The sequence below is a fragment of the Blastococcus saxobsidens DD2 genome (assembly GCF_000284015.1).
In the GTDB taxonomy this organism is placed as follows: domain Bacteria; phylum Actinomycetota; class Actinomycetes; order Mycobacteriales; family Geodermatophilaceae; genus Blastococcus; species Blastococcus saxobsidens_A.
The window spans coordinates 1691687-1713705 of the sequence record NC_016943.1; the positions used below are offsets into that span (position 1 = coordinate 1691687).

Annotated in this window: 20 protein-coding genes and 1 pseudogene; 10 read left to right on the top strand and 11 right to left on the bottom strand. The window is 71.1% G+C overall.

Annotated features, from left to right (window positions below):
• Position 1 precedes the first annotated feature (1 nt).
• Positions 2–283, top strand: coding sequence for a hypothetical protein (locus tag BLASA_RS07940; RefSeq protein ID WP_014375572.1), 282 nt, complete (start codon positions 2–4; stop codon positions 281–283).
• A 490-nt stretch (positions 284–773) separates the two neighbouring features.
• Here the strand turns inward: BLASA_RS07940 and BLASA_RS24935 are convergent, their stop codons facing one another.
• Both BLASA_RS24935 and BLASA_RS07950 read right to left on the bottom strand, forming a co-directional pair.
• The gene (locus tag BLASA_RS24935) at positions 774–1160 is read right to left on the bottom strand and encodes a type II toxin-antitoxin system VapC family toxin (protein ID WP_014375573.1); all 387 of its coding nucleotides are present in this window, start codon (positions 1158–1160) and stop codon (positions 774–776) included.
• Positions 1157–1450, bottom strand: a complete 294-nt coding sequence (locus tag BLASA_RS07950) for a hypothetical protein (RefSeq protein WP_014375574.1) — start codon at positions 1448–1450, stop codon at positions 1157–1159. The genes BLASA_RS24935 and BLASA_RS07950 overlap by 4 nt, the downstream gene beginning before the upstream one ends.
• Before the next feature lie 586 nt (positions 1451–2036).
• Here BLASA_RS07950 and BLASA_RS07955 point away from each other — a divergent pair.
• On the top strand, positions 2037–2390 hold the full coding sequence (locus BLASA_RS07955; protein ID WP_014375575.1) for a helix-turn-helix transcriptional regulator: 354 nt from the start codon (positions 2037–2039) through the stop codon (positions 2388–2390).
• Entirely contained in the window at positions 2387–3019 is a 633-nt protein-coding gene (locus BLASA_RS07960; protein ID WP_014375576.1) for a nucleotidyl transferase AbiEii/AbiGii toxin family protein, read from the top strand. Before BLASA_RS07955 ends, BLASA_RS07960 begins: the two co-directional genes overlap by 4 nt.
• 188 nt (positions 3020–3207) lie before the next feature.
• On the opposite strand, the gene BLASA_RS07965 is transcribed toward BLASA_RS07960, so the two are convergent.
• From BLASA_RS07965 to BLASA_RS07975, 4 genes are all read right to left on the bottom strand, one after another.
• Positions 3208–3897 carry a hypothetical protein gene (locus BLASA_RS07965; protein WP_014375577.1) on the bottom strand — a complete coding sequence of 230 codons (690 nt, stop codon included), beginning with the start codon at positions 3895–3897 and terminating at the stop codon, positions 3208–3210.
• A complete protein-coding gene (locus tag BLASA_RS25845) occupies positions 3890–4093 on the bottom strand; it encodes a hypothetical protein (protein WP_231839574.1) in 204 nt (67 codons plus the stop codon). Before BLASA_RS25845 ends, BLASA_RS07965 begins: the two co-directional genes overlap by 8 nt.
• Complete coding sequence (locus BLASA_RS07970) at positions 4093–4545, bottom strand: hypothetical protein (protein ID WP_014375579.1); 453 nt, start codon at positions 4543–4545, stop codon at positions 4093–4095. Before BLASA_RS07970 ends, BLASA_RS25845 begins: the two co-directional genes overlap by 1 nt.
• Before the next feature lie 175 nt (positions 4546–4720).
• Entirely contained in the window at positions 4721–4930 is a 210-nt protein-coding gene (locus BLASA_RS07975) for a helix-turn-helix transcriptional regulator (RefSeq protein WP_014375580.1), read from the bottom strand.
• 1061 nt (positions 4931–5991) lie between these two features.
• Between BLASA_RS07975 and BLASA_RS23385 the strand changes: the two genes are divergently transcribed.
• The 7 genes and pseudogenes from BLASA_RS23385 (at position 5992) to BLASA_RS08000 (ending at position 13790) form a co-directional block, all read left to right on the top strand.
• Positions 5992–8145, top strand: coding sequence for a tyrosine-type recombinase/integrase (locus tag BLASA_RS23385; protein WP_014375581.1), 2154 nt, complete (start codon positions 5992–5994; stop codon positions 8143–8145).
• A complete protein-coding gene (locus tag BLASA_RS07985; RefSeq protein WP_014375582.1) occupies positions 8135–10651 on the top strand; it encodes a tyrosine-type recombinase/integrase in 2517 nt (838 codons plus the stop codon). Before BLASA_RS23385 ends, BLASA_RS07985 begins: the two co-directional genes overlap by 11 nt.
• 441 nt (positions 10652–11092) lie before the next feature.
• Positions 11093–11233 carry a hypothetical protein gene (locus BLASA_RS24940; protein ID WP_014375583.1) on the top strand — a complete coding sequence of 47 codons (141 nt, stop codon included), beginning with the start codon at positions 11093–11095 and terminating at the stop codon, positions 11231–11233.
• A gap of 82 nt (positions 11234–11315) precedes the next feature.
• Positions 11316–11678 (top strand): annotated as a pseudogene (locus BLASA_RS25850) (ParB N-terminal domain-containing protein); the annotation flags it as partial.
• A 565-nt stretch (positions 11679–12243) separates the two neighbouring features.
• Positions 12244–13047, top strand: coding sequence for a hypothetical protein (locus BLASA_RS24945; RefSeq protein ID WP_014375584.1), 804 nt, complete (start codon positions 12244–12246; stop codon positions 13045–13047).
• A 64-nt stretch (positions 13048–13111) separates the two neighbouring features.
• Positions 13112–13441, top strand: a complete 330-nt coding sequence (locus BLASA_RS07995; protein WP_041775675.1) for a hypothetical protein — start codon at positions 13112–13114, stop codon at positions 13439–13441.
• A gap of 163 nt (positions 13442–13604) precedes the next feature.
• Entirely contained in the window at positions 13605–13790 is a 186-nt protein-coding gene (locus tag BLASA_RS08000; protein WP_166486509.1) for a hypothetical protein, read from the top strand.
• A 52-nt stretch (positions 13791–13842) separates the two neighbouring features.
• Here the strand turns inward: BLASA_RS08000 and BLASA_RS08005 are convergent, their stop codons facing one another.
• Genes BLASA_RS08005 through BLASA_RS08025 form a run of 5 tightly spaced genes read right to left on the bottom strand, consistent with a single transcriptional unit; the run spans position 13843 to position 21625 of the window.
• Positions 13843–15252 (bottom strand): glycosyltransferase family 2 protein, encoded by a 1410-nt coding sequence (locus tag BLASA_RS08005; protein ID WP_041776262.1) that lies wholly within the window; start codon positions 15250–15252, stop codon positions 13843–13845.
• A 2-nt stretch (positions 15253–15254) separates the two neighbouring features.
• Positions 15255–16313 carry a HEAT repeat domain-containing protein gene (locus BLASA_RS08010; protein ID WP_014375588.1) on the bottom strand — a complete coding sequence of 353 codons (1059 nt, stop codon included), beginning with the start codon at positions 16311–16313 and terminating at the stop codon, positions 15255–15257.
• Positions 16310–18349 carry a response regulator gene (locus BLASA_RS08015; protein ID WP_014375589.1) on the bottom strand — a complete coding sequence of 680 codons (2040 nt, stop codon included), beginning with the start codon at positions 18347–18349 and terminating at the stop codon, positions 16310–16312. Before BLASA_RS08015 ends, BLASA_RS08010 begins: the two co-directional genes overlap by 4 nt.
• On the bottom strand, positions 18349–18732 hold the full coding sequence (locus tag BLASA_RS08020) for a response regulator (protein WP_014375590.1): 384 nt from the start codon (positions 18730–18732) through the stop codon (positions 18349–18351). The genes BLASA_RS08015 and BLASA_RS08020 overlap by 1 nt, the downstream gene beginning before the upstream one ends.
• Positions 18722–21625: a response regulator gene (locus tag BLASA_RS08025; RefSeq protein WP_014375591.1), complete on the bottom strand. Its 2904-nt coding sequence runs from the start codon at positions 21623–21625 to the stop codon at positions 18722–18724. The genes BLASA_RS08020 and BLASA_RS08025 overlap by 11 nt, the downstream gene beginning before the upstream one ends.
• Positions 21626–22019: the final 394 nt, after the last annotated feature.

Genomic DNA, 22019 nt, shown 5'->3' on the forward strand with positions numbered 1-22019 from the left:
GGTGCGCCTGATCCGCTTCGCCACCTGGCGCAGGGCGGCCGCCGCCCTGGCGCCGCTCGTCCTGGCCGCGATGGCCGGCTGCTCCGGTGGGATGGAGGCCCTCTACGCCGAGGGCGTGCGGCTGATCTGGGAGAGCGAGATCACCCCGCTCACGCTCATCTACGTCAACGTGATCGATCCGGACGACCCGCCGTCGGGTTTCTCGCGGCCCATCAACCTGAACGAGGGCGACCAGCGCGAGGTGCTGGAGGAGAAGTACGGGCCGCATCCCGATGAGGCGTGACGGCCTGGGGGAAACGCTGGTGGGGCGGGTGGGGCTCGACCCCACGACCCAGGGATTATGCGCACTTCCCGCCGGAACGCTGTGCTGACCTGCAAAGACGCAGGTCGCTAGCGAGCGTGCGGTAGCCAATACCCGGCTGTAACGCGACCCGGAGACCACCCGGTCTCGGCGCCCGTCTGCGGGACGTCGGTTCTATGCACCCGCCGGCACTCTGCGGGGCATGGCGAGCGCACGCCCCGCTGCCTCGGCTGTCGGACCTCCGGCGGGGCGGCTGGCACGGTGACCATGGCCGCCGGCATCCCACATGAGCAGATGCACGGGAGGACGCAGCCCCGGCGACACGGTCTCGACCAGCGGTCCACCGGGGCTTTCGGCGCAACCGTACGTCAGGGTGGACATCTGCCACGACGTCGGCGAGATCATCACTCGCGACATCTCGGACGCCGGCAACGCGCTCACACCGCCGAACGGCCAATCCATTGAGGAGACTTCAGTGGCCGATGGGCACGATGGCAATTGCGCGGGTGATGTGATCGGCGAGGTGTTCCAGGTCGTCGATGTCACTGGTGTAGACGTCGTCGCCGCGACGTCGGGCGGTTTCGATGACGGCGGCATCGACGACGTCGGAGGTTCCGGCGCGGCCGCATAGCTCACCGGCCCGTCGGGCCACGTCGTCACCGAGTGGATCGGCTCGGCATTCTCGGAGGGCTTGAGCCAGCCGGGCTTGGCGACGACCATCGCGCCATGCCTGAGCGGTCACGACCGTGGGCACGGTCGGGACCTCTCCTCGGTCAACCAGCCGTCGGAGCACCGTCCAGGCTTCTCGCGCGTTGCGGTCCAGCGCGATGAGCATGCCGGTATCAAAGGTGGCGCTCACGAAGCGGCTTGCTGACGCGGGCTCGATACCTGCGACCGGGACAGTCGCAGGGCGGCAGTACGGCGCGCGGCTGCCACCTTGTTCTCGAGGGCGTCGAGCTCGGCGGTACTGATTGCGCCATGCTGGGCTTCCCAGTCGTCGACCAGCTGGCGGAGGGCTTTGAGGCGTAGACGGTCGGCGGCGGCATCGGCGAGCCAACTGGAAAGGGTGAGCCCTTCAGCCTCGGCGTCAGCGCGGGCGTCGGCAAGGAGGGCGTCATCCATCGATGCGGAGAATTTCTCGGCAGCCACGCTTCCATCTTACTACCCGAGTAGCAAGAGCGGTAGATAGTCCCGGGGCGGCCGTGGGGCTCGAACCCACGACCCAGGGATGATGGGCTCTTACCCGCGTAGCGCTGTCCTGACGAGGTGAATCGCTGCTCAATGAGTTTCGTGGCTGGCCGAGTACCCGGCTCTATCCGCTGGGCCAAACGAAGCTCCGGCCAGGCGGGCTCGCGGAGTACGGTGATTTCCAGTGGGGTTCTGACGCCGCTGCCGGGATCGAATATCCCAGGTATGGCCTGGTAGTGGGGCGGGTGGGGCTCGAACCCACGACCCAGGGATTATGAGATACCTCAAGGCGTGTTGCTGACCTGCGCGTATATCGAAAATACCGCTTCCGACCTGGTGTTTCAACGTTAACCGTCGTTGACTTCCGATGGTGCGATACGGGCTTTCTGTGGGCGTCGTGTGGGCGCGGTGTGGGCGCGGTGGGCGTGAGGGGTCGATACCGGAAAGGCGATGGGAGGCTTGTCCACACCACCGGTGCTCTACGCATTACCGGAGCCCTCGCAGTCGAAAGCTGGCGTCATACCTGCCAGTTGGCTACTCTCAGCGTATGGCGACGATGGGGCTCACGACGCGACGCGATACCGAAAGGTGGGCGGGCAATCTGCTGCGTAGCGCCCGCGCCAAGAAGGGTGTCTCGCAGGCCCAACTGGCGGAGCTGGCCGAAGTTCCCCGCTCCACCGTGGAACGGATCGAGGCCGGGACCCGGCAGCCCTCGCTGGTCACGCTCAGCAAGCTGCTCGCGGCGATCGACCTGGAGATGCGCATTCGGCTGGAGGACTACGACAACCACGACGACGTCCTGGACGCCACCTACGCCGCGATGCCCCCCGATCAGCAAGCGGCCACCGACGCACGTCACGAGGCGCTGGTCGATGCCTTCACCGCCGCCGGAAAGCAGTGACCGGTCCCGAGGCAGCCAGCGTAGAGCCGTTCGACGCCACGCCCATCCTGAGCATTCTCGAGCGCCACGGCGTGGAGTACGTCGTGGTAGGCGGCTTCGCTGCGGTGGTCCATGGGGCTACCCGGCCCACCCGCGACATCGACATCACCCCCGCCACCACTCCGGACAATCTGGACCGGCTTGCCGCAGCACTGCGCGAGCTTGACGCGCGCATTCGCACCGACGCCGAGCCGGACGGGCTGCCGTTCAGCACCTCGGGCGAGTCCATGGCTGGTCAGCGGGTGCTGAATCTGCAGACCCGCCACGGCGAGCTTGACCTGACCATTCGCCCGGCCGCATTCGAGGGCGGCTACGACGACCTGACGCCCGGGGCCAGCCGCCGCATTATCGGTGGTGTCGAGGTGCTCGTTGCAGCGCTCCAGGACGTCATCCGCTCCAAGGAGACCGCGGCACGCCGGAAGGACCAAGAGGCATTGCCCGAGCTGTACCGGCTGGCCGGAGCAACGCACCGGGCTCGGGCCGCCCAGCCACCATCGGAGACCCCGCCGGCGAACCCGCCGCTTACCGCTGCCGAGCGCATCACCGCAGCACGGCAGCGTGCCGCCCAGCGTCGGCCCGACCAGATCTGACCCCGGCGATGAAGGTCAGCCCGCTCAGCCTGTAGTGCGGACCATGATCGCTGCCGTCGGTTCGTTGATCGTCGGTCCGGCGATGAGGCCCCCTCTGCCCACCGCGTCGGCCCGAGCGTCCGTTGCACGTGTTCTCGCAGAATGGTGCGGTTCTCTGGCGGCTCGCCGCTCCGGGGCGGTCGCGCGGGTCAATACAGGTAGCGGTCGATGCCGGAGCCGTGCGCCCACAGGTCGTTCATGCGGTCGGCGGTGCGGGCGTGGGCGGCTTCCTCAGCGTCGCTGAGCACGCAGTCGGTACCAAGCGGGGTGGTCCGCAGCCGGGTGATGAGCAGTCGGGTGTCGTCGGTGGGGGAGAGGTCGAGCAGGCCGGCCAGCCGTGCGAGAAGCGAAACCAGCTCGGTGCGGCCGCCCGAGCGGCAGCCGCTGCCGAGCTGCTCGGCGAAGGTGCTGACCAGGTCGGCGATCTCGGGGTTCAGCGCTGCATCCCCGAGTGCGGCGGCGGTGGCGCAGAGGAGGTCGATGTCGGCGGAGGGCAGGGTGAGCGCGGTCATCGGCGCGTGCTCGTAGCGGCCGTCCGGGGCGAGCAGCCGGCCGCGCCAGGGTTCCCGAGACTGGGTGGGCGCCAGTGCGCCGAGCAGGCGTTGCACGGCGGCGAGGGCGACCCGGTCGGCCAGTGGTGCCGGCAGCCGTAGCGGCTCGGTGTCGGCGCCCGGATGCCGCCGGTCGTCGTCCTCCCACGTGCCCAGGCAGAGCAGGATTTCCTCCAGGGCGCGCATCGGCGCCAGTGGCTCGCCGTCGAGGTCGACGACGAGCACGGTGCACTGCCCTGCCGGGGCGGCGTCGCCCCGTCCGGGGTGGCCGGCCGGCTGCTCAGTCACGGCCGGACCACCGCTCGGTGGCCGACCGTCCGGTCATGCCGGCGGCCCGGACAATGTCGGCCCACGAGGCTCCGGCCGCGAGTGCAACCTGCACCGCCTGGTCCAGCGCGCGGGCGGCGGCGGCCTGCCGGGCGGCGGCCGCCTCGACGTCTTCCAGGGATTGCCAACCGGCGATGTGGCAGCGCCATTCGGTCATCACCTGGTTCTCGTCGGCGCCTCCAGATCGGCCCACGGACCTGTGACGGCGAGCCGCCGCGCCGCGGGGTCGACCAGCTCCGGTGGTACGCGGGTCCAGGGGGTGCCGCGCCAGCCGCAGGTGCAGCCGGCGACCCAGCCGACGACCGCGGCGTCCGGGCGCCACTGCTCCGCCTGCTCGATCACCTCGAGCCGAACCTGGCCGCTGGTGTGGGCGTGCACGATCCCGTCGCCGCGGAGAACCGTGCCGTTCTGCCAGAGGCCCTCGGCGGTGCAGCCGTCGCGGTAGGTCAACCGCACCAGGTCGCCGTTGCCCGGCCCGTCGTCGAGTCGGCGGGCCACCAGCACACCGCGGGCGCTGCTGGTGCCGGCGCCGTGCGCGCCGTCCGCGAACAGCGGCACCACCCAGCCCTCGTGCTCCTGGTCGTCCACGACCGGGCCCATCCATCCCATCGCTCCTCCTCTCGGTGCGTGTGTGCAGCGTCGCCGTTCCGGCGCTGACCCGGCCTGTCCGGCTTGGCTTCTGTGGATGGCCGTCGTTGTCCACAGCCGGGGAGTGGCCACCAGGCCTCACCGTGTGCCCAGAGCCGGATGGGGCCCCGTCCAGCCGCCCTCCGGGGGCGCGGAGCTATCGGCGCGGGGACTGGGCCGCTTGTGCGTCGATCCAGGTGCGCAGGTCGGCGCGGCGGTAGAGGACGCGCCGGCCGAGTCGGAAGCTTTTCGGGCCGGTGCCACAGTGTCGCCAGTACCGGAGAGTGGCGACGGGCGCGCGGAGCACGTCCGCGGCTTCGGTGATGGTGAGCAACTCGGGGTCGTGGTCGGCGGTGAGGTCGGGCATGGCTGGCTCCGGAGGTCGTCGGTGGTGGGCGGTGCCTTCACCACAGAAGGCGCCATTTCGGCCCCGGTGGTGACACTTCACAGCCAGCCTTGTCTCGATGCCTCCAGTTCTGCTCCTGTAGTGGCGCCCCGGCGCGTTACCCGCCAGCGTTGGAAGCCCTGCATCTCCCGACGCCGGGGTCGGTGCCGGGACAGCCGGTGGACAGCATCGGTACTGCGCCTGAGTTGGCCCCCGTCCCGATAGGCAGTCCCGGACCGCCTCCAGTTCGTCTCCGGCCGATGCCCGGTTGTTGTCCGCGACGCTGTCGCTGACCGACCTGCCTCGCTCGTGCGGTGTGAAGCCGTTCTCCGGTAGGCCGACGACAGTCGAGGGACCCGCGTGCCCACAGGGACTGGAGGACAACTGGAGGTCCGCTGCTGGCCTGGGGTTCCTCCAGTTGTCCTCCTGTTGTCCTCCAGTCAGCGGATGCACAGGCCGCGAGCATCGGGGCGCTCGCGCGCAATTGGTCCCTGTGGACGACGGCTTTTGTCCACAGCGCCCGGGCGGACGCCCTGCGGCGGGCGCCGGCGTGGCCACGCTCGACTCATGGCGCTGGACACCGCACCCGGAGCACGGCGAGACGGCGGGGCATGTGGTCGGTCCGCGGGGGGCCTGCGCGACGTGTCAGCTGATCGAGATTCGCTATCCGGTGGGCGCGCCGTCGATGTCGTCGCGCCGCGTCCGGTGGGGCGGGGCCAGGAGCTCCCTTCGGGCCACGCTGCGCGTGGCGCCGGCTGCGCCGTCGTCAAGGTCCGCCTGCGGCGGGCTGTCCTTGCTGGTCCCCCGACCCGTCCGGCAGCTCAGCGTAGGGGCCTCCCGCGCCGTCTCCTCCCGACCGGACCAAGATCCTTCCGCCCTTCGGGCGCTGCGCTGCGGAAGCAGTCTTGGTCCGGTCGTCCCCCGCCGTCGCTCCCGGCCCCTGAGCAGAGCTCTTTGCCGGACGGGCCGGGGAATGGGTGGCAGGACACCCATTCCGTGGTCCCTCCCGTACCGGTGTCGGCTCCAGTCCCGGGAGGGTCCAGATGACCAACACCAGCACCAGCAGCACAACGAGGAGCACGGCCAGTCGCACGGGCCGCACCGCGAGTGGCACCGGCGCGGGCAAGGGGAGGGGGCGGCGGCAGCTCAGCGCGGCGCAGCGGGAGGCGGCCGACAGCGCGCGGGCGGCGAGGATCGCCGCCCTGCACGAGCGGATCAGCGAGCGCGTCGAGCAGCTGACCGCCGATCCGCAGTGGCGGGCGATGCTGGATGCCGCCGCGAAGTTCCACACCTACAGCCTCAACAATCAGCTGTTGATCGCGCTGCAGGCCGCGCGGCTGGGCATAAGCCCGACCCGGGTCGCCGGGTTCGGCACCTGGAAGGCGCTGGGCCGCAGCGTGGTCAAGGGGTCCACCGGGCTCGCGGTCCTGGCGCCGTGCACCTACACCCCCAAGGACAGCCGACCCGACACCGGCACCGGGCAGGACACCCGTCAGGCCACGCCCGCCGCCGCGGCTACGGCGGGGTCGGGGGCGGCGGGGGAGCCGGCCGGCGGGCACGCCGACCAGCCGGCCCGGGGGCGGGTGCTGCGCGGGTTCCGGGTCGCGCACGTCTTCGACATCTCCCAGACCCAGGGCGATCCGCTGCCCGACATCATCCCCGAGCTGCTGACCGGGAACGCCCCCGCCGCCCTGTGGGGCGCGCTGGCCGTCCAGGTCGCCCGCCACGGCTACACGCTCACCCGCGAGGCCTGCGGGCAGGCCAACGGCCTCACCGACCCGGCAGCCCGCACGGTCCGGGTCCGCCCGGATGTCGCCGACGCGCAGGCGGTGAAGACCCTCGCCCACGACCTATTGACCGCACCAAGCCGGGTCGGTGAGCGTGCGCGGCCGGTTCGCGCGCAGCGGACTCGCCGTCGCGGGTTCGGTTGCGATCATCCGGGCTGGTTGGCTGCTGCGCTCTCTCCACCGATGTGGGGAGGAGCCGCTGTGGCGAGGGCCGGGGAGTGTGATCCGTCACGGGACGTGACGGGGTTGACGGTGGCCGCGGTTGGCGGGATCCGGGTGAGCGACGAGCTGCCCGGGGTGGCGGTGCTCGACGCTGCGGGGGTGCCGGTGCCGGCGATCGCGGACTACCTGTGCTCATTGCTGGCCAGCGGCGCTGCCACCGGCAGCGTGCGGTCCTACGCGCTCGCGCTGCTGCGCTGGTGGCGGTTTCTGGCGGCCGTGGAGCTGGGCTGGCAGCGGGCGAGTCGGGTCGAGGCCCGCGACTTCGTGCTGTGGATGCGGCTGGCCGCGACGACTGCCGGCGGCGCGACGCGCGCCGGCCGGGTGGGAGAGCGGGTCGGGTACGCGCCGGCGACGATCAACCACAACCTGGCGGTGCTGCGCGGCTTCTACGCCGACCGGATGGCGGCCGGGGACGGTCCGGTGGTCAACCCGGTGCCGGAGGCGGTCGGCCGCGGCGGGCAGCGGGTGGGTGCGCACGCCAATCCGATGGCGCCGCCGGAGCGGCACCGCCGCGCGCCGCTGCGGCAGAAGACGCCGGCCCGGCTGCCGCGCAGCCTGCCAGATCACTTGTTCGACACGTTGTTCGCGGCGATGCGCAGTGACCGGGACCGGGCGCTGCTGGCCCTCTACGTCAGCACCGGCGCCCGGGCCAGCGAGCTGCTCGGGGTGAGCGTGGACCGGGTCGACGTGGGCGCTCAGCGGATCGGGGTGCATCGCAAGGGCAGCGGTCGGCTGCAGTGGCTGCCCGGGTCGGCGGACGCGTTCGTGTGGCTACGGCTCTATCAGCAGCGGCAGGACCGGCCGGCCGGGCAGCAGGCGTTGTGGCTGACCCGCCGGGCACCGCACCGGCCGCTGACCTATTCGGCGATGCGGCGGGTGCTGCAGCGGGCCAACGAGGAGCTGGGCACCGGCTGGACGCTGCACGATCTGCGGCACACCGCGGCCTTCCGGATGGCCGAGGATCCGCGGCTGACGCTGACCGACGTGCAGTGGGTGCTCGGGCACGCGCAGCTGGCCACCACGCAGATCTACCTGCGTCCACGCGAGGACGCGGTGGTCGCCCGGGTGCTCGAGCACCACCGGGCGCGCGGTGACCGGCCGGCACGGCAGCCGGCAGCGCCGCCGTCGGGCGGCTACCGCCCGGACTCGCTGCGCGAGCTGCTCGGGCAGGCCCGCGATGCGCGCTGAGACCACCGGCCGCCAGTCCGGTCAGGAGCTCGTAGAGCAGGGCGTCGATTCCGGGGCGGACCGTTACGTCGATGCGGTGCCGGCGCCGCGCGGACGTGGCCCGCGCACCGCCCGCCGGCCGTCCGAGCAGCACGACTTCCGCACGCCGACGCTGCCGACCCCGATCCTGGCGCGGCCGAGCGTGTGGCCGGAGACCGCCCGCAGCCGCAGCGAGGTCCTCGCCGCGCTGGACGAGCTGGGCGGTGGGGTGCCGGTCAAAGAGCGGCGCCGCCGTCGCGCCGCGGTCGGACTGCTGCTGGACTGGCTGCAGACCTTTCCCGGCGGGTCCTGGCAGCAGCGCTGGCAGGCCTGCGGCGCGGACGCCGCCGGCTCCGACTGGGCCGACCTGGTGGACGTCGACGGGCTGCAGACCGGCCCTGACCGCCGCGCACAGCTCACCGGGGCGGTCGGCCGGCTGATCGTGCTCGGCGCGCTGCGGCCGAGCTACGCCTGGCTGTATGCGCTGCGCTCGGCCAGCGTGCTGGAGCGGTTCCGCGCCCGCCACGACCCGGACGGGTTCGCCGCGCTGGACGCCCTGTTCACCGAGGACGACACGCGGTTGACCCCGGCGGATCGGCGGCTGGCCTTCTGTCAGCTGACCCGCATCCTCATCCACAACGGCGGCCGGCTCGCTGACGTCACCCTTGCCGACTGCGTGGAGGCCTACCGGGCGCAGGCCGGATACAGCCAGCGCCGGCACAGCTACTGGTACGTGCTGTTGCTGCGGGCCGGCATCCTGCCGCCGGGCAGCCCACCGAGCATCTGGGCGGCCAGCCGACGCGGGCAGCTGACCGTGGAGGAGCTGGTCGACGGCTACGACGTGGAGTGCCGTCCGGTCCGCGACCTGCTGGTGGACTACCTGCACGAGCGGCAGGCCGGCATGGACTACGCCTCGCTGCGCCAGCTGGCGACCAAGCTGGTGCTGCTGTTCTGGCGCGACCTGGAACTCCACGAACCGGGCATCGACTCGTTCCAGCTGTCCCAGCAGATGGTGCGGGGTTGGAAGAGCCGGCTGGGCGAGATCCGCTATGGCAACCACCGGATCGGGGAACGCCGCGAGGACCCGCACGCGATCCTGATGGCGGTGCGGGCGTTCTACGCCGACCTGACCCACTGGGCGCTGGAGGAACCGCTCCGTTGGGGGCGGTGGGTCGCTCCCAACCCGGTCAGCGCCAACGACCTGCGCGGAATGGGCAAGCAGCGCACCCGCACCACCGCCCGCATGCACCAGCGCACCCGCACCCAGGCCTCGGGGCTGCCCGCGCTGGTCGACGCCGCCGAGACCGGTCGGCGGACTGCGGCGGCGCTGCTACAGGCCGCCTCCGCCGTCGCTCCCGGCGAGACCTTCGACCTCGACGGAGTGCAGCGGCGGCGCTCGGCGGTCGCGACCGGCCAGCGCGCCGCCAGCACCCGGCGACCTGGCGTCGTCTACGTCGACGACCCCGACGGCGGCCCGCGGTGCAACCTCACCCTCGCCGAGGACAACGCGTTCTGGACCTGGGCCATCGTCGAGGTGCTCCGGCACACCGGGATGCGCATCGAGGAGATGCTCGAGCTCACCCACCGGGCCTTCGTCGCCTACACCGTGCCCGACACCGGCGAGGTGGTGCCGCTGCTGCAGATCGTGCCATCGAAGACCGACCGGGAACGGCTGCTCGTGGTCAGCCCCGAGCTGGCCGACGTGCTCGCCGCCGTGATCGCCCGAGTGCGCGCCGGCCACCAGCAGATCCCGCTGGTCTCCCGCTACGACCACATGGAACGCGTGCACAGCTCCGCGCTGCCGTTCCTGTTCCAACGCTGGTGGGGCGCCTCGGCGCACTGCCTGACCCACCACTACGTGCGGGTGCTGCTCGACCGGCTGGTCACCGCCGCCGGGCTGACCGCTCCCGACGGCACGCCCATGCGGTTCTCCCCGCACGACTTCCGGCGGCTCTTCGCCACCGAAGCCGTCGCCGCCGGCCTGCCGATCCACATCGCGGCGAAGATCCTCGGCCACCAGACGCTGGCCACCACCCAGATCTACGTCGCCGTCTATGACTCCGACGTCGTCGAGCACTACCGCGGCTTCCTCGCCCGGCGCAGGGCGGTGCGACCCAGCGAGGAGTACCGCGAGCCGACCGACGCCGAATGGGACGAGTTCCTCGGCCACTTCCAACGGCGCAAGGTCGAGCTCGGCGTCTGCGGGCGCGCCTACGGCACCCCCTGCCAGCACGAGCACGCCTGCATCCGCTGCCCCATGCTGCGGCCCGACCCCGCGCAGCAGCACCGGCTGGAAGAGATCAGAGCCAACCTCCACGCCCGGCTGGCCGAGGCCAAGGATCAGGACTGGCTCGGCGAGGTCGACGGCCTGGAGACCAGCCTCGCCGCGGCCGAACAGAAGCTCGCCCAGATGCGCCGCAGCCGAACGACCACCGACCTCGGCCTCCCCGCCATTCCAGCCACCCCAGCGGCCATCACACCGCCATGAGTACGGAGACGACGATGAGAAACGGTCCCTAGCGAGAGGGCCGCGAGCGACGGCTGCTCCGCGGCGGCTTCGGGTAGCCGCGACCGATCTTCCAGGTCCCGTCATCGCGATAGATCAGGCCGAGGTACTGGCCAACCCTTCGGAGCCAAGACGCCACGTCAACACGTTAGTGCGCCCTGCGCTGCACCGGTCCGGCCGGTCACCGCGATCGTCTGCACACAACGATCTTGGTGCGGAAAAGAACTGGCGCACATCGAGTGCGGCCACACTGCCGAGGGCTACGACTACCGCGGGTGCCGTGGGCGGGCGGAGGCCGAAGCCGAGTCGGTCGCCTACATCGTCACCGCCTGGGCCGGGCTGGACGCCGGCGCCTACACCGTCCCCTACGTCGCCGCCTGGTCGGCCGGGGACACCGACGTCGTCCGCGCCGCCGCGGCCACGGTGACCGCCGCCGCCGGCCGCATCCTCAGCCACCTCGACGAGGCCCAGAGCACCGAGAACGCGCTGGGGGACTGGGAGACCGCCCCGCTCGCCGGACCGGTCCCGCCGCCCGAGGGCGCCCGCGTCCTGGCCACCGCCTGAGCGGGGAGAGCGCGACATGACCGCCACCAGCACCCCCACCGAGGGCACCGCCACACCGCAGGGCATCGAAGGAGAACCCGCCATGACCACTACCACGACAGTTGCCGGCCTGACCACCGGCCGCGACAGCACGCCCGACGAGCCTTCCACCACCGGAACCGCCCGACGTGCCGGGAGCGAGTACAGCGAGGCCGAGCACGTCGACCCGGCCGGCACGGGCAGCGCACGCGCCGGGACGGCCGAGGACAGCGGGCGGGCACACCGGCTGGTGTGGCTGGACCCCAGGGAGCTGGCCGTGCACCCCCGCAACGTCCGCGACGACCTCGGCGACCTGTCCGGGCTGGCCGACTCCATCGCCGCCCAGGGCGTGCTGGAGGCCCTCACCGTGATCCCGCACGCCGCCGCCGACGGAGCGCCGGGCCACCAGATCGTGGCCGGTCACCGCCGGGCGGCCGCCGCGCTCCTCGCCGGACTGACCGCGGTGCCGTGCGTGCTGCGCCCCGACCTCGCGAACGACGGGAACGCCACCGACGGCGACCGGGCCGCCGAGGCCCGGCAGGTGGGGGTGCTCGCCGAGAACCTAAACCGCCGCGGTCGCCGGTGCGGGGCTGACCCTGGACCAGGCCGCCGCCGTCGCTGTCTACGGGGGCCATCCCGGGACCACCGCCACCCTGATTCGCGGCAGCGGGGGAGGGGCGGGGCGGTTCGCCCACGCGCTGATCCGCGCCAAGCAGGCCCGCGCCGAAGCGGAGCAGGCAGCCGCGTTGCTTGCCAAGCTGACCGCAGCCGTGCGCACCGTCCTGGACGAGGACCGGCCACGCCCGCAGCTGGCTGGGGTAGCCGCCAGGGCCGGGATCCACGCCAGGGGCTCCTCCCTGACAGCACCGGGCCGCAATCCATGCGCTGGCCTCAAGAACTGCGTCATATATGCCGATACGACCCGGGTGAGACTCCTGCCAGCGGCGTCGAGACACCCAGGGTCCCGAGGGCGCTGTCGTGGTGGTCTCGCGTTGGCGCTGCTCGGCCCGCTGCTCGGCTGGTCGTTGCTCCTGCCTGCAACAGCCGCGAACGCCGGCGCCGACAACAGCAACGTGCGCGCGGAGACCCCGATGACGGCGCCCCTTGCCCCCGGGGAGTCGGCCTGGGTCGCGGTCGTCTGGGCCGCGGACAAGACGGTCACCAACTGGTCCACGACCGTCAGCGCCCCCGCCGGTGTGACCGTCTCCTACCCGACCACCCGCGGCGGCGCCGACACCTCGCTGTACGGCTCGGCGACCCTGGTCGGCAAGACCAGAGATTTCACAGCCTTCAGACTCGCCGTGCCCTACAGCCAGCGCACAAGCTTCCCGGTCACGGTGACCTCGACGTACACGCTCTGCGGGGACAACGGCCAGTGCAAGAACCGGGGACAGAGGAACGAGAGCAGGACGTCGAGCACCACGGCGACCGTGACCGTGCCTGTGGTGCCTGCCGTCGGCCCGCCGTTCACCCAGGAGACGATCCGGGTCGCGATTGCGGCGGGGAGCAGCGACTTTCAGCAGATTTCGTTCACCGGCGGCCAGACCGACCTCGCCGCCTTCAGCGTGCGCGTGGGCGCGCTGCCCGCGGGCCTGGAGGTGGCCTACCCCGGCGACAGGGCCGCCAGCACTCTCAACGGCGGCAGCACGCTCGTCGGCCGCCGTACCGACCACGTGGGTATCCGATTCGCGGCGACCTCCCTCCCGGCCGGCACGTACACCGTTCCGCTGACGATCAGCTACACGGCTGCATCGCCCGTCACCACGACCGGGACGGTGACCCTTGTCGTTTCGTGAACTCCCGCCGACCGTCAGCGGCCGCCCCGGACGGCAGCGCCGGCCGTTCCGCCGGGTGCTGGGAGTGCTCGCTGCGGTGGTCCTGGCTGTCAGCGGCTGCGCATCCGGGGCCGAGCAGTCGATGGACGGGACCATTGCCGACTCGTCCCCTGGCGCCGTCCCCGCCGACGAGTTCACGCAGCGGATCGCGGCGGTCGAGTTCGAGCGGCAATGCACCGTCACCTCGCAGACCTTTCCGGACGAGGCCGGCATCACCAGGGACCTGGACGTTCGCCTCGCGGCAGCCGGCCTGACATATGCGCAGTGGAAGGACTGGCACGATGCACTGGCGGACTCACCGGCCCTCGTGAACCAGCTGGCCGAGCTGAGTGCCTCGGGCTGCCCCAGTGCCTGATCGGCCCTGAGCGGGCCGTGCGCCGGCCGCCTACATCGACCGTTGCTTCGGGTCAACCCCTGACGGTCTCGCAGCTTTGATCGACCACCGGCACACCGACGATCACCGGGGACGCCAAGCTCTCGCAGTCACGGTCCGCGCGCTGGCTGCCGATAGTCTGTTGATGACGACGGTGAAGCAGGATCAGGACGCGTTCGAGGACATCACAGCTGCCGCGGCGGCGGATATTCAGCTCGTCTTCGACGAGGGGATGGCGCGTCTCACCGTGATTACCCAGTGCTGGGAGGAGTCCTCTCGCGAGTGTCTGATTCTGGCGCCGACATCGCTCCCCACGTCCTCGGCTGCCTGAGCGCTGGCTCAGGTGCCACGGTCACCCGGGACGACCGCGGATCGGTGGGTCGTCAGGGCGAGGGGGCGAAGCCGCGGCGGGTCATGGTTCCCCAGTCGGTGCGCTTGCGCAGGTACTTCCAGAGCCCTCGTAGCCGCCACACCACGGTGAGCTGGCGGTAGCCGAGGCTTTCCACCACGGCCCATAGGACCATGACGGCACGGTCGGCCAGGCCGTGGTAGCGGCGATAGGCCACCTCGTCCAGGAGGAGGGTGCAGACGGTGAGGAGCAGGCCGTACCCGTAGGCGACGAGGAAGAGCAGGACGGCGAATCGCACATCGACGGCACCGAACAGGAGCGCGGGCACTAGCCCGATGATGGCGAGGAACTCGACGACCGGGGCCAACAGCTCGATGAGGAGGAAGTAGGGCAGCACGACCATGCCCAAGGCGCCGTAGCGGGGGTTGAGCAGCTGCCGCCGGTACCGCCAGAGCACGTCGGCCAGCCCTCGGTGCCAGCGGTCGCGTTGGCGGCCCAGCACCGCGAGGGACTCCGGGACCTCCGTCCACGCCACCGGGTCGGGGATGAAGACCACGCGGTCGGGAAGCCGCTGCTCGCGTGCGTTCCGCCGGATCCGCGCGACCAGCTCCATGTCCTCGCCGACGGTCGCGTGGAGATAGCCGCCGACAGCGATCACTGCATCCCGCCGAAAAAGTCCGAACGCGCCGGAGATGATCAGGTTGCCGCCGAGCCGATTCCAGCCTAGCCGGCCGAACAGGAAGGCGCGCAGGTACTCGACTGCCTGTACGCCGGCGAGGAAGGTCCGGGGCGCTCGAGCGGTGACCACCCGGCCGCCTCGGATCAGCGAGCCGTTGGCGACGCGGATGGTGCCGCCGGCCGCGAGGACAGTGTCGTCGGTCAGCATCGGGCGGACCATGCGCAGCAGTGCGTCTGATTCGATCAGGGTGTCCGCGTCGATGGCGCAGACCAGGTCGCCGGTGGCCACGTTGAGGGCGGCGTTCAGGGCGTCGGCCTTACCACCGTTCTCCTTGTCTACGACGATCAGGTCGGGATGGGTGGAGGAGCGGTAGAGGCCCCGGACCGGCTTCGTCGCGATGCGCCGCCAGTAGACCGGATGGATCGACGTCAGCCCGAACGCCCGCGTGACGACGTCCAGCGTGCCGTCGGCGGAGCCGTCGTTGACCAGGACGATCTCCAGGTTGGGGTACTGCAGGGTCAGCAGCGAGGTGACGCTCTCGCTGACCGTGGCCTCCTCGTTGTGGGCCGGCGCCAGGATACTGATCCGTGGCGCTACGCCGGAGCCGAGCAGCCGCCGATGGTCGGCCCCCCGGACGGTACGGGTGTGCTGGAGTGTTTCCAGCGTCGCGGCGACCAACTGGACGGCGTAGCAGCTGTTCAGGACGAGGAAGTAGACGAGGACGACGGCCTGGGCTGCGCCGAGGACCGCTTCCGCTCCGGGCATGGTCACGCGGCCAACTCCGGTCGCGCGTCCGGAAGGTCGAGGACGCGCCGCGCGGCATCGCGGGCGAACGGGTCGTCGTTCATGAGCGCGCGATGGAGCAGCAGGAGCCCGGTCGAGCCGAGGGCCTTCAGAGTCAGCGCCGCCTCGCTGCGCACGTCCCAGGCGGGATCGCTGAGCAGCCGGGCCACCTGCGCCGCCGCGGGCCAGTACTCGAGGCGACCCAGGCCCCGCACAGCCGCGGCCCGCACGTCCGGATGCTGGTCGTCCAGCAGTTCCGCGAGGCGGTCCACCGCGTCGGTGCCGCCCACCGCCGCGATCAGGGCAGCGGCCAGCGCCCGCGTATGTGGGTCTTCGTCCGTCGTCGCAGTGAGCGCCGGCCCGAACATCATGGGGTCGGTCAGGACCACGGCCACCTCCAGTCCCGCCTGCAGGGCGCTCCCGCGACGATCGGAGAGGAAGTGGGTGAGCGCGCCCAGGCATGGCCGGCCGATCCGCACGAGCGCGTCCTTGACCGGTAGCAGCCCCCTCATCTGGCTGCCGTCCAGCAGGCGGAGCAGTTGGTCGATGAGCGCCGGATCGGGATTCTCGGTGACCCACTCGATCGCCTGAGCCCGTACCTCCGGGCGCGGATCGTTGAGCAGTGCGGGAGCAATGGCGGCGCCGGCGCGCAGCTGCGTGAGCAGGCGCAGGCCCTGCAACCGTCGCCACCACCGGCGGCTGCCGCACCACCGCTCGGCGCGCTCCGTGACACCGACCCTGGTCATGAGCTCGGTGAGCCGAGCGCGCTGAGCGCCCACCAGGCTAGGGGCCAGCTCCTGCAGAAGCCGCACCTGCAGCCTGAACGGCATCGAGCGCAGCAGCGCGGACGACAGCCGGCCCGTGCCCTCCGCCAGCCGAAGCGAGGTCAGGCGGTGGAGCACGGCAAATCGCGCCCGGTCCAGCCGAGCCCGTCGACGGGCGTGCAGGGCGTGGCCGACCAGGGCGGCCGCGGCGGCACTGAGCAGCGCACCTTCGACGAGCGCCAGGTGCGCGAGTAGCGCTGCCGGTGCGGCGACGCTCATCGGGCGAGCGCCCTCCGCACCCGCTGCATGAGCACGGGAAGGCTGAACGGCTTGGCCACATGGTCGATCGCGCCGAGCTCCAGGGCCTCCAGCGTTTCTTCCTCGGTGGAGCGGCCGGTGAGCATGATCGTCCGAGTGCGCTCGAGGACACCGGCCTCGGCCATGGCGGCCAGGACGGCGAGACCATTGCGACCCGGAAGATCCCAGTCCAGCAGCACCAGACGAGGCGACAACGGACCGGTCAGGCTGGCCGCGGCCTCGTCACCGTCGCGGAGCCAGCAGGTGGAGTACCCGCGCGTCGCCAGGCTGTGCAGGATCAGTGCCGCGATCACCTCGTCGTCCTCGACGAGCGCGACATCGACCATCGCGACGTCGATATCGGTCGGATCGGTGTGATGGGCGCCGGCCGGGACGACCCGGTCCCGCCCCTGGGCCTTGGCCTGGTACAGCGCGAGATCGGCGCTGCGGTAGAGAGCCTCTACGTCGGTTCCGTCGAATGGGTACTGCGCTACCCCCGCGCTGAAGGACAGCGAGAACGGTGCGGCCGCTACGGAGGTGAAGACCTCATGCCGCCACTTCTCGAGCAGCTCGGCAACGCGCTGCACACCGTCGTCCCGGGTCATGCCGTACATGCCGACGACGAACTCCTCGCCGCCCCAGCGAGCGGTGATGTCCTCTCCCCGGAACGTCTCCGTGAGCAGCTCACCCAGACGGCGCAGCACCTCGTCTCCCACGGTGTGCCCGTGGCGGTCGTTGACCGACTTGAACTGGTCGAGGTCGAGCACGGCCAGGCACAACGGCTGGCCGAAGCGCTGGGCGGTACGGATGAAACGGTTGAGCACCTCGGTGGAGCGCCGGCGGGTGCTGACGCCGGTGAGCGCGTCGGTGTCGGCGAGCTGGCGCAGCAGCCGGACGCGCTCGAGGCGATTCATGACCCGACCCAGGAACTCGGCTGCGAGGACCGGCTTGGTCAGGTAGTCGTCGCCACCGGCTGCGAAGATGGCCTGAACGGTGCCCGGATCTGCTCGGGCGGTCAGGAACAACACGGGCAGCGCGGTCCAGCGAGCGTTGTTGCGCAAGGCGCGGCAGAGCTCGACGCCGTTGGCGTGGGGCATGTCGAAGTCGAGCACGAGCAGGTCTGGGGAGATGTCGTCAACGACCTCGAACAGCCGACGGGGGTCATCGAGGGTGTGGACCTGCAGGCCTTGTGGGGTGAGCAGGGCCCTGACCGCATCCAGCACGAAGGAGTCGTCGTCGACTGTCAGAACCGTTGCCGACGTGCCATTGCCGCGCTCCAACTGGTCGAGGACCGCCTCGATCACCTGAGAAGGTGACAGGCTCTTCTCCAGGAATCCGACTGCGCCGCGCCGGGCGACCTCGACGCGGTCGGTGAAGGTGTCGCGCACCGTCAGGGCGAAGACCGGCAGCCGGGCGGCACTGAGCTCGGCAAGCAGCGCCAGGGCGTCATCGCTGCCACCCGGGAAGCCAAGGTCAAGGAGTACCAGGTCGGGACGTCGCCGGGCGATGGCCAGCCGTGCGGCGGCGGGGCTCCCCGCAACCTCCTCGCGCAGGCCGACCGAGGCGGCCACCGCAGCGATCCCGGCCGCGAAATCCTCGTCATCGTCCACGACGAGCACAGCTCCGCGGTCCGATCCCCGCCGATCACCTCGGACTGCGGGGGCGGCGGCGGGGACCGCAGGCCGCTCGAGCTCGCGGCGCAGCTCAAGGGTGAGCGCCGACAGCTGCGGCACCCGGCGGTGGTCCAGGGCGGTCGCGGTCTCGAACAGGTGCTCGAGTTCTCGGGCCACCCGCGAGCCCTCGGGCAGGCCGAACATCCCCAACGAGCCGGCGAGCTTGTGTGCCTCCCGCGCAGCCTGCTGACGGAGTTCCTCGGTCAGCTCGCCGTTGAGCAGGGCGACGACGACGTCGTCGAAGACGACGGCACGCCGCATGACGTCGTCCTTGCGGCGGTCCCACAGCGCGGCGACGGAATCGGTGACCGCGGCGGGGGTGGGCGGCTGGGGCGCGAGCGTCATTACCGGGGAGGCCAGTCGAGCGCCGCGATGATCTCGTCGGACAGGCTGACCGGATCGAACGGCTTGCTGAGCACGGCATCCCCGCCGAGGTCGGTGAGGAACTGCCGGTCGGCCGAGCGCACCTTCGCGGTCAAGAAGACGACGGGGATGTCGGCGGTGGCGGGGTCGGTGCGCAGCCGCTGGAAGGTGGTGGGGCCATCCATGTCCGGCATCATGACGTCGAGCAGGATCACGTCGGGGCGCTCGGCGGCGGCGGTGACCAGACCGGCGGCGCCGCAGTGGGCTGTTAGTACCTGCCAGCCGCCCATCGCCTCGAGGCTCATCTGCGCGACCTCGCGAATGTCGTCCTCGTCGTCGATCACCAGGATCCGGTTACCGGACAAGGCTGGCCTCCTTTTCGGTGGTCATGTAGGCGACCAGGCCCATGACGCGCTGTTCGAAGTCGGCGGGGCTGATCCGCCCCTTGGTGAAGAACCGGGTCTCTCCCAGCCGTAGCTGCTCGCGCTGGGACTCGTCGAGGTCCTGGGCGGTGTAGACCACCAGCGGCACGTGGTGCAGCCGCTCGTGCCGGCGCAGCCAGTCCACGACGGTGAACCCGTCCGTGTCCGGGAGCATCAGGTCGAGCACCAGCAGGTCGGGCAGTACGCGTTGGGCCAGTCGCAGCGCCTCGCTGCCGGTGCTGGCATGGAAGGTCTCCAGCCCGTGCTGGGCGAACATCGTGGTGAGCACGCCGGCGAGGTCGGGGTCGTCCTCGATGACGAGCACGCGGGAGATCTGCAGGGGAGGTGCCAGCGCGGTTGCCAGCGCCTGCAGGAGGGACTGCTCGTCCAGTGGCTTGTCCACCCAGCCGGCCACGCCGACCGGAGCCGGTTCTGTGGCCTCCTCGGGCGTGAGCACGCTGCAGATGACGACGGGGATGCGCTCGGTGTCTGGCTGTTCCTTGAGGCGAGCGGCGGTCTCCCAGCCGTTGAGCCCCGGCATCAGCAGGTCGAGGAGGATGGCCGCCGGCTGTTCCTGGGCCGCCAGGTGCAGGGCTTCCTCGCCGGAGGCGGCGGCGATGGCGCGGTAGCCGCGGCGCTCCAGCAGCACCGAGACCAGTTCTCGCACGGAGGCGTCGTCGTCGCAGACCAGCACCGCCGGAGCATCCGCGGCGGGCGGCGACGGCTCGGCGCTGTACGCCGGCACGGTGAAGAAGAAGGTGCTGCCCTGGCCCGGCGTGCTTTCCACCCAGATGCGGCCGCCGTGCTGTTCGACGATGCTGCGGCAGATGGGCAGGCCCAGGCCGGTGCCGCCCTTCTCCCGGGCGTCGGAGGAGTCCACCTGCTGGAACCGCTCGAAGATGGCCTCCAGGCGGTCGGCGGGGATGCCCCGCCCCTGGTCGGCCACCGAGAACAGCACCTCTCCGCCGTGGTGCCGCGCGACCAGTTCGACCACACCATCGCGGTCGGAGAACTTGATCGCGTTGGACAGCAGGTTGGTCAGCGTCTGCATCATGCGGTCCGGATCGGCCCACAGGTCGGCCTCGACCGCGGACACGGTCACGGTCACGCCGGCCCCGGCGGCCATGGCCTCCATCGCATCGCGTGCCTGGGCGGCCAGCTTGCTGACCGCCGTCCGCTGCCGCTCCATCGCGATCTTCCCCGACTCGATGCGCTCGATGTCGAGGATGTCGTTGATCAGACGGACCAGCCGGTCGGTGTTGGACACGGCGATGTCCAGCATCCGCTGTCCCTTCTCCGGAACAGCCCCGAGCGCACCGCTGGCCAGCAGCCCCAGCGACCCCCGGATCGAGGTCAAAGGGGTGCGCAGCTCATGACTGACCACGGAGGTGAACTCGTCCTTCAGCCGATCGACCTCACGCCGTTCGGTGATATCCCGAAAGCTGACGACCGCGCCGGTGACCCGCTCGTCCTCGACGATCGGGCTGGCCAGCTTCGCTACGGCGAGCAGCGACCCGTCCCGGCGCTGGAAGTCGTCGTCGGGGTTGCGTTGTGCCACACCGCTGAGCAGTGCGACGGCCACCGGGCAGGACTCGGGGCCGTGACCCGACGCCGTCCCTTCCGGTTCATGAAGAAGGTCGTGGCTGTTCCGACCGATTAGCTCGTTGGGCTCGTAGCCGAGCATCCGACAGGCGGCGGGGTTGGCGAAAGTGATGCGCCCGTCGACATCCACCCCGAAGATCCCGTCCCCGGTGGAGTCCAGGATCAACTTGTTGCGCCGGACCAGGTCTGCCAGCTCACTGGTCCGGGCCGAGACCAGACCCTCGAGGTCGTTGGCCAGCACGACCTTTTCCAGTGCCACCACGATCTGCTGGAAGACCAGAGCGGTCACCAGCACAACGCCGGTGACCATGAAAAATGTGTCGAACCGGTAGAGGGGAGGGAGGACCGCCGCGCTGAGGACCGCAGCCAACACCGGCACGTAGGGCAGCAGCTCCTGGGTCACGGTGAAGTGCCGAGTCGTCTCCCGAGCCCGGGGCACGACCGGCGCGTAGGTCGACAACGCCATCAGCAGCCAGGCGGTCACCCAGCCGCCCGCGAGGACGGTGCCCGTCGAACCGGTCACGCCTTCGACGGTCAACAGCACGTAAACGCTGTCGGTGACCGCCAGCGTCAGCAGGCCGGCGCTGAGCAGCGACCACTGCCGCCGAGACCCGCGGCCGGCTCTGACGCCGAGAGTGATTACCAGCGAAGCCATGACGACGTCCACGATGGGATACGCCACGGCCACGAGGCGCGGCAGGCCCGAGCCACCGGCCTGAAGAACCGGACCGAGGACCCAGCTCCAGCTGACGAAGAGCGTGGCCGACGCGATGACCAGCCCGTCGAGGACTCCGCGTATCCGGGACACCGGTCGCCTGGTCTTTCCGGGGAAGGCAAAGAGCGCCGCTGCCGCCGGCAGCGCGTAGCTCAGATACCCCGCGTCCGCCAACGACGGGAAGGGGTACGCGTGGTCGAGGACGAAGCCGTAGATCGTCCAGATCGTCGTGCCAGCCGCCCACACGCCGGCGGCGACGGCCATGAGCGTCCAGGCCCGGGCGGCCTCATCGCGCCTGCGCGCCGCGCGGAGAAAGGCCGCTGCTGCAGTGTAGACCGCCAGGGCGATCGCGAGATCACCCACCACCTGGGACCACGACGAGCCCGGGTCAATAATGAGCACGCCCGTCAGTCCGGCGACGAACAACGTTGTTACGGCGACCAGTACCCGAAATTTCGAGGAGCCGGCCGCTGTCTCGCTCCCGACCGCGCCAAGCCGGACCCGGGCGGGATCGAGCAAGCGGGCGTCGGCACCACTGTTGTCGGGCGGGGGGCGGCGTCGAACGCGAACCGGGGCAAGCAGCGTCACCTCGACGTGATCGGCAGGTGACGCACCGAAGTTGAGCGCAAACTCGAACGGCGCTCAACCGTCCCGTTCGTCCTCGTCCCGATTCGCTACCGAGCTTCTGGTCAGGTTCGGCGCGCCCGGACAGGTGAGCCGCCGTGACAGGCCTGAGGGACGCCCAGTCGGCCCGTTTCGCGGCGGGCGGGCGGCCGCCTGGGCGACGAGCCGAGGCTGACGCCTCCATCAGCGGGGGTGTCTCAAGCGGGCAATGCATGGGCAGTCGGCGAACGCTCGCCGAGAGCGGGCTATGCCCATGAGCCAGAACCGGTGACTGTGCATAGACGCAGCC

Bases quoted from the DNA above. Each gene is read 5' to 3' on its own strand.
- BLASA_RS07955 (WP_014375575.1), top strand. From the start codon at position 2,037: ATGGCGACGATGGGGCTCACGACGCGACGCGATACCGAAAGGTGGGCG.
- BLASA_RS25845 (WP_231839574.1), bottom strand. From the start codon at position 4,093: ATGACCGAATGGCGCTGCCACATCGCCGGTTGGCAATCCCTGGAAGAC.
- BLASA_RS07970 (WP_014375579.1), bottom strand. From the start codon at position 4,545: ATGGGATGGATGGGCCCGGTCGTGGACGACCAGGAGCACGAGGGCTGG.
- BLASA_RS07975 (WP_014375580.1), bottom strand. From the start codon at position 4,930: ATGCCCGACCTCACCGCCGACCACGACCCCGAGTTGCTCACCATCACC.
- BLASA_RS23385 (WP_014375581.1), top strand. From the start codon at position 5,992: ATGACCAACACCAGCACCAGCAGCACAACGAGGAGCACGGCCAGTCGC.
- BLASA_RS07985 (WP_014375582.1), top strand. From the start codon at position 8,135: ATGCGCGCTGAGACCACCGGCCGCCAGTCCGGTCAGGAGCTCGTAGAG.
- BLASA_RS08000 (WP_166486509.1), top strand. From the start codon at position 13,605: ATGACGACGGTGAAGCAGGATCAGGACGCGTTCGAGGACATCACAGCT.
- BLASA_RS08005 (WP_041776262.1), bottom strand. From the start codon at position 15,252: ATGCCCGGAGCGGAAGCGGTCCTCGGCGCAGCCCAGGCCGTCGTCCTC.
- BLASA_RS08010 (WP_014375588.1), bottom strand. From the start codon at position 16,313: ATGAGCGTCGCCGCACCGGCAGCGCTACTCGCGCACCTGGCGCTCGTC.
- BLASA_RS08015 (WP_014375589.1), bottom strand. From the start codon at position 18,349: ATGACGCTCGCGCCCCAGCCGCCCACCCCCGCCGCGGTCACCGATTCC.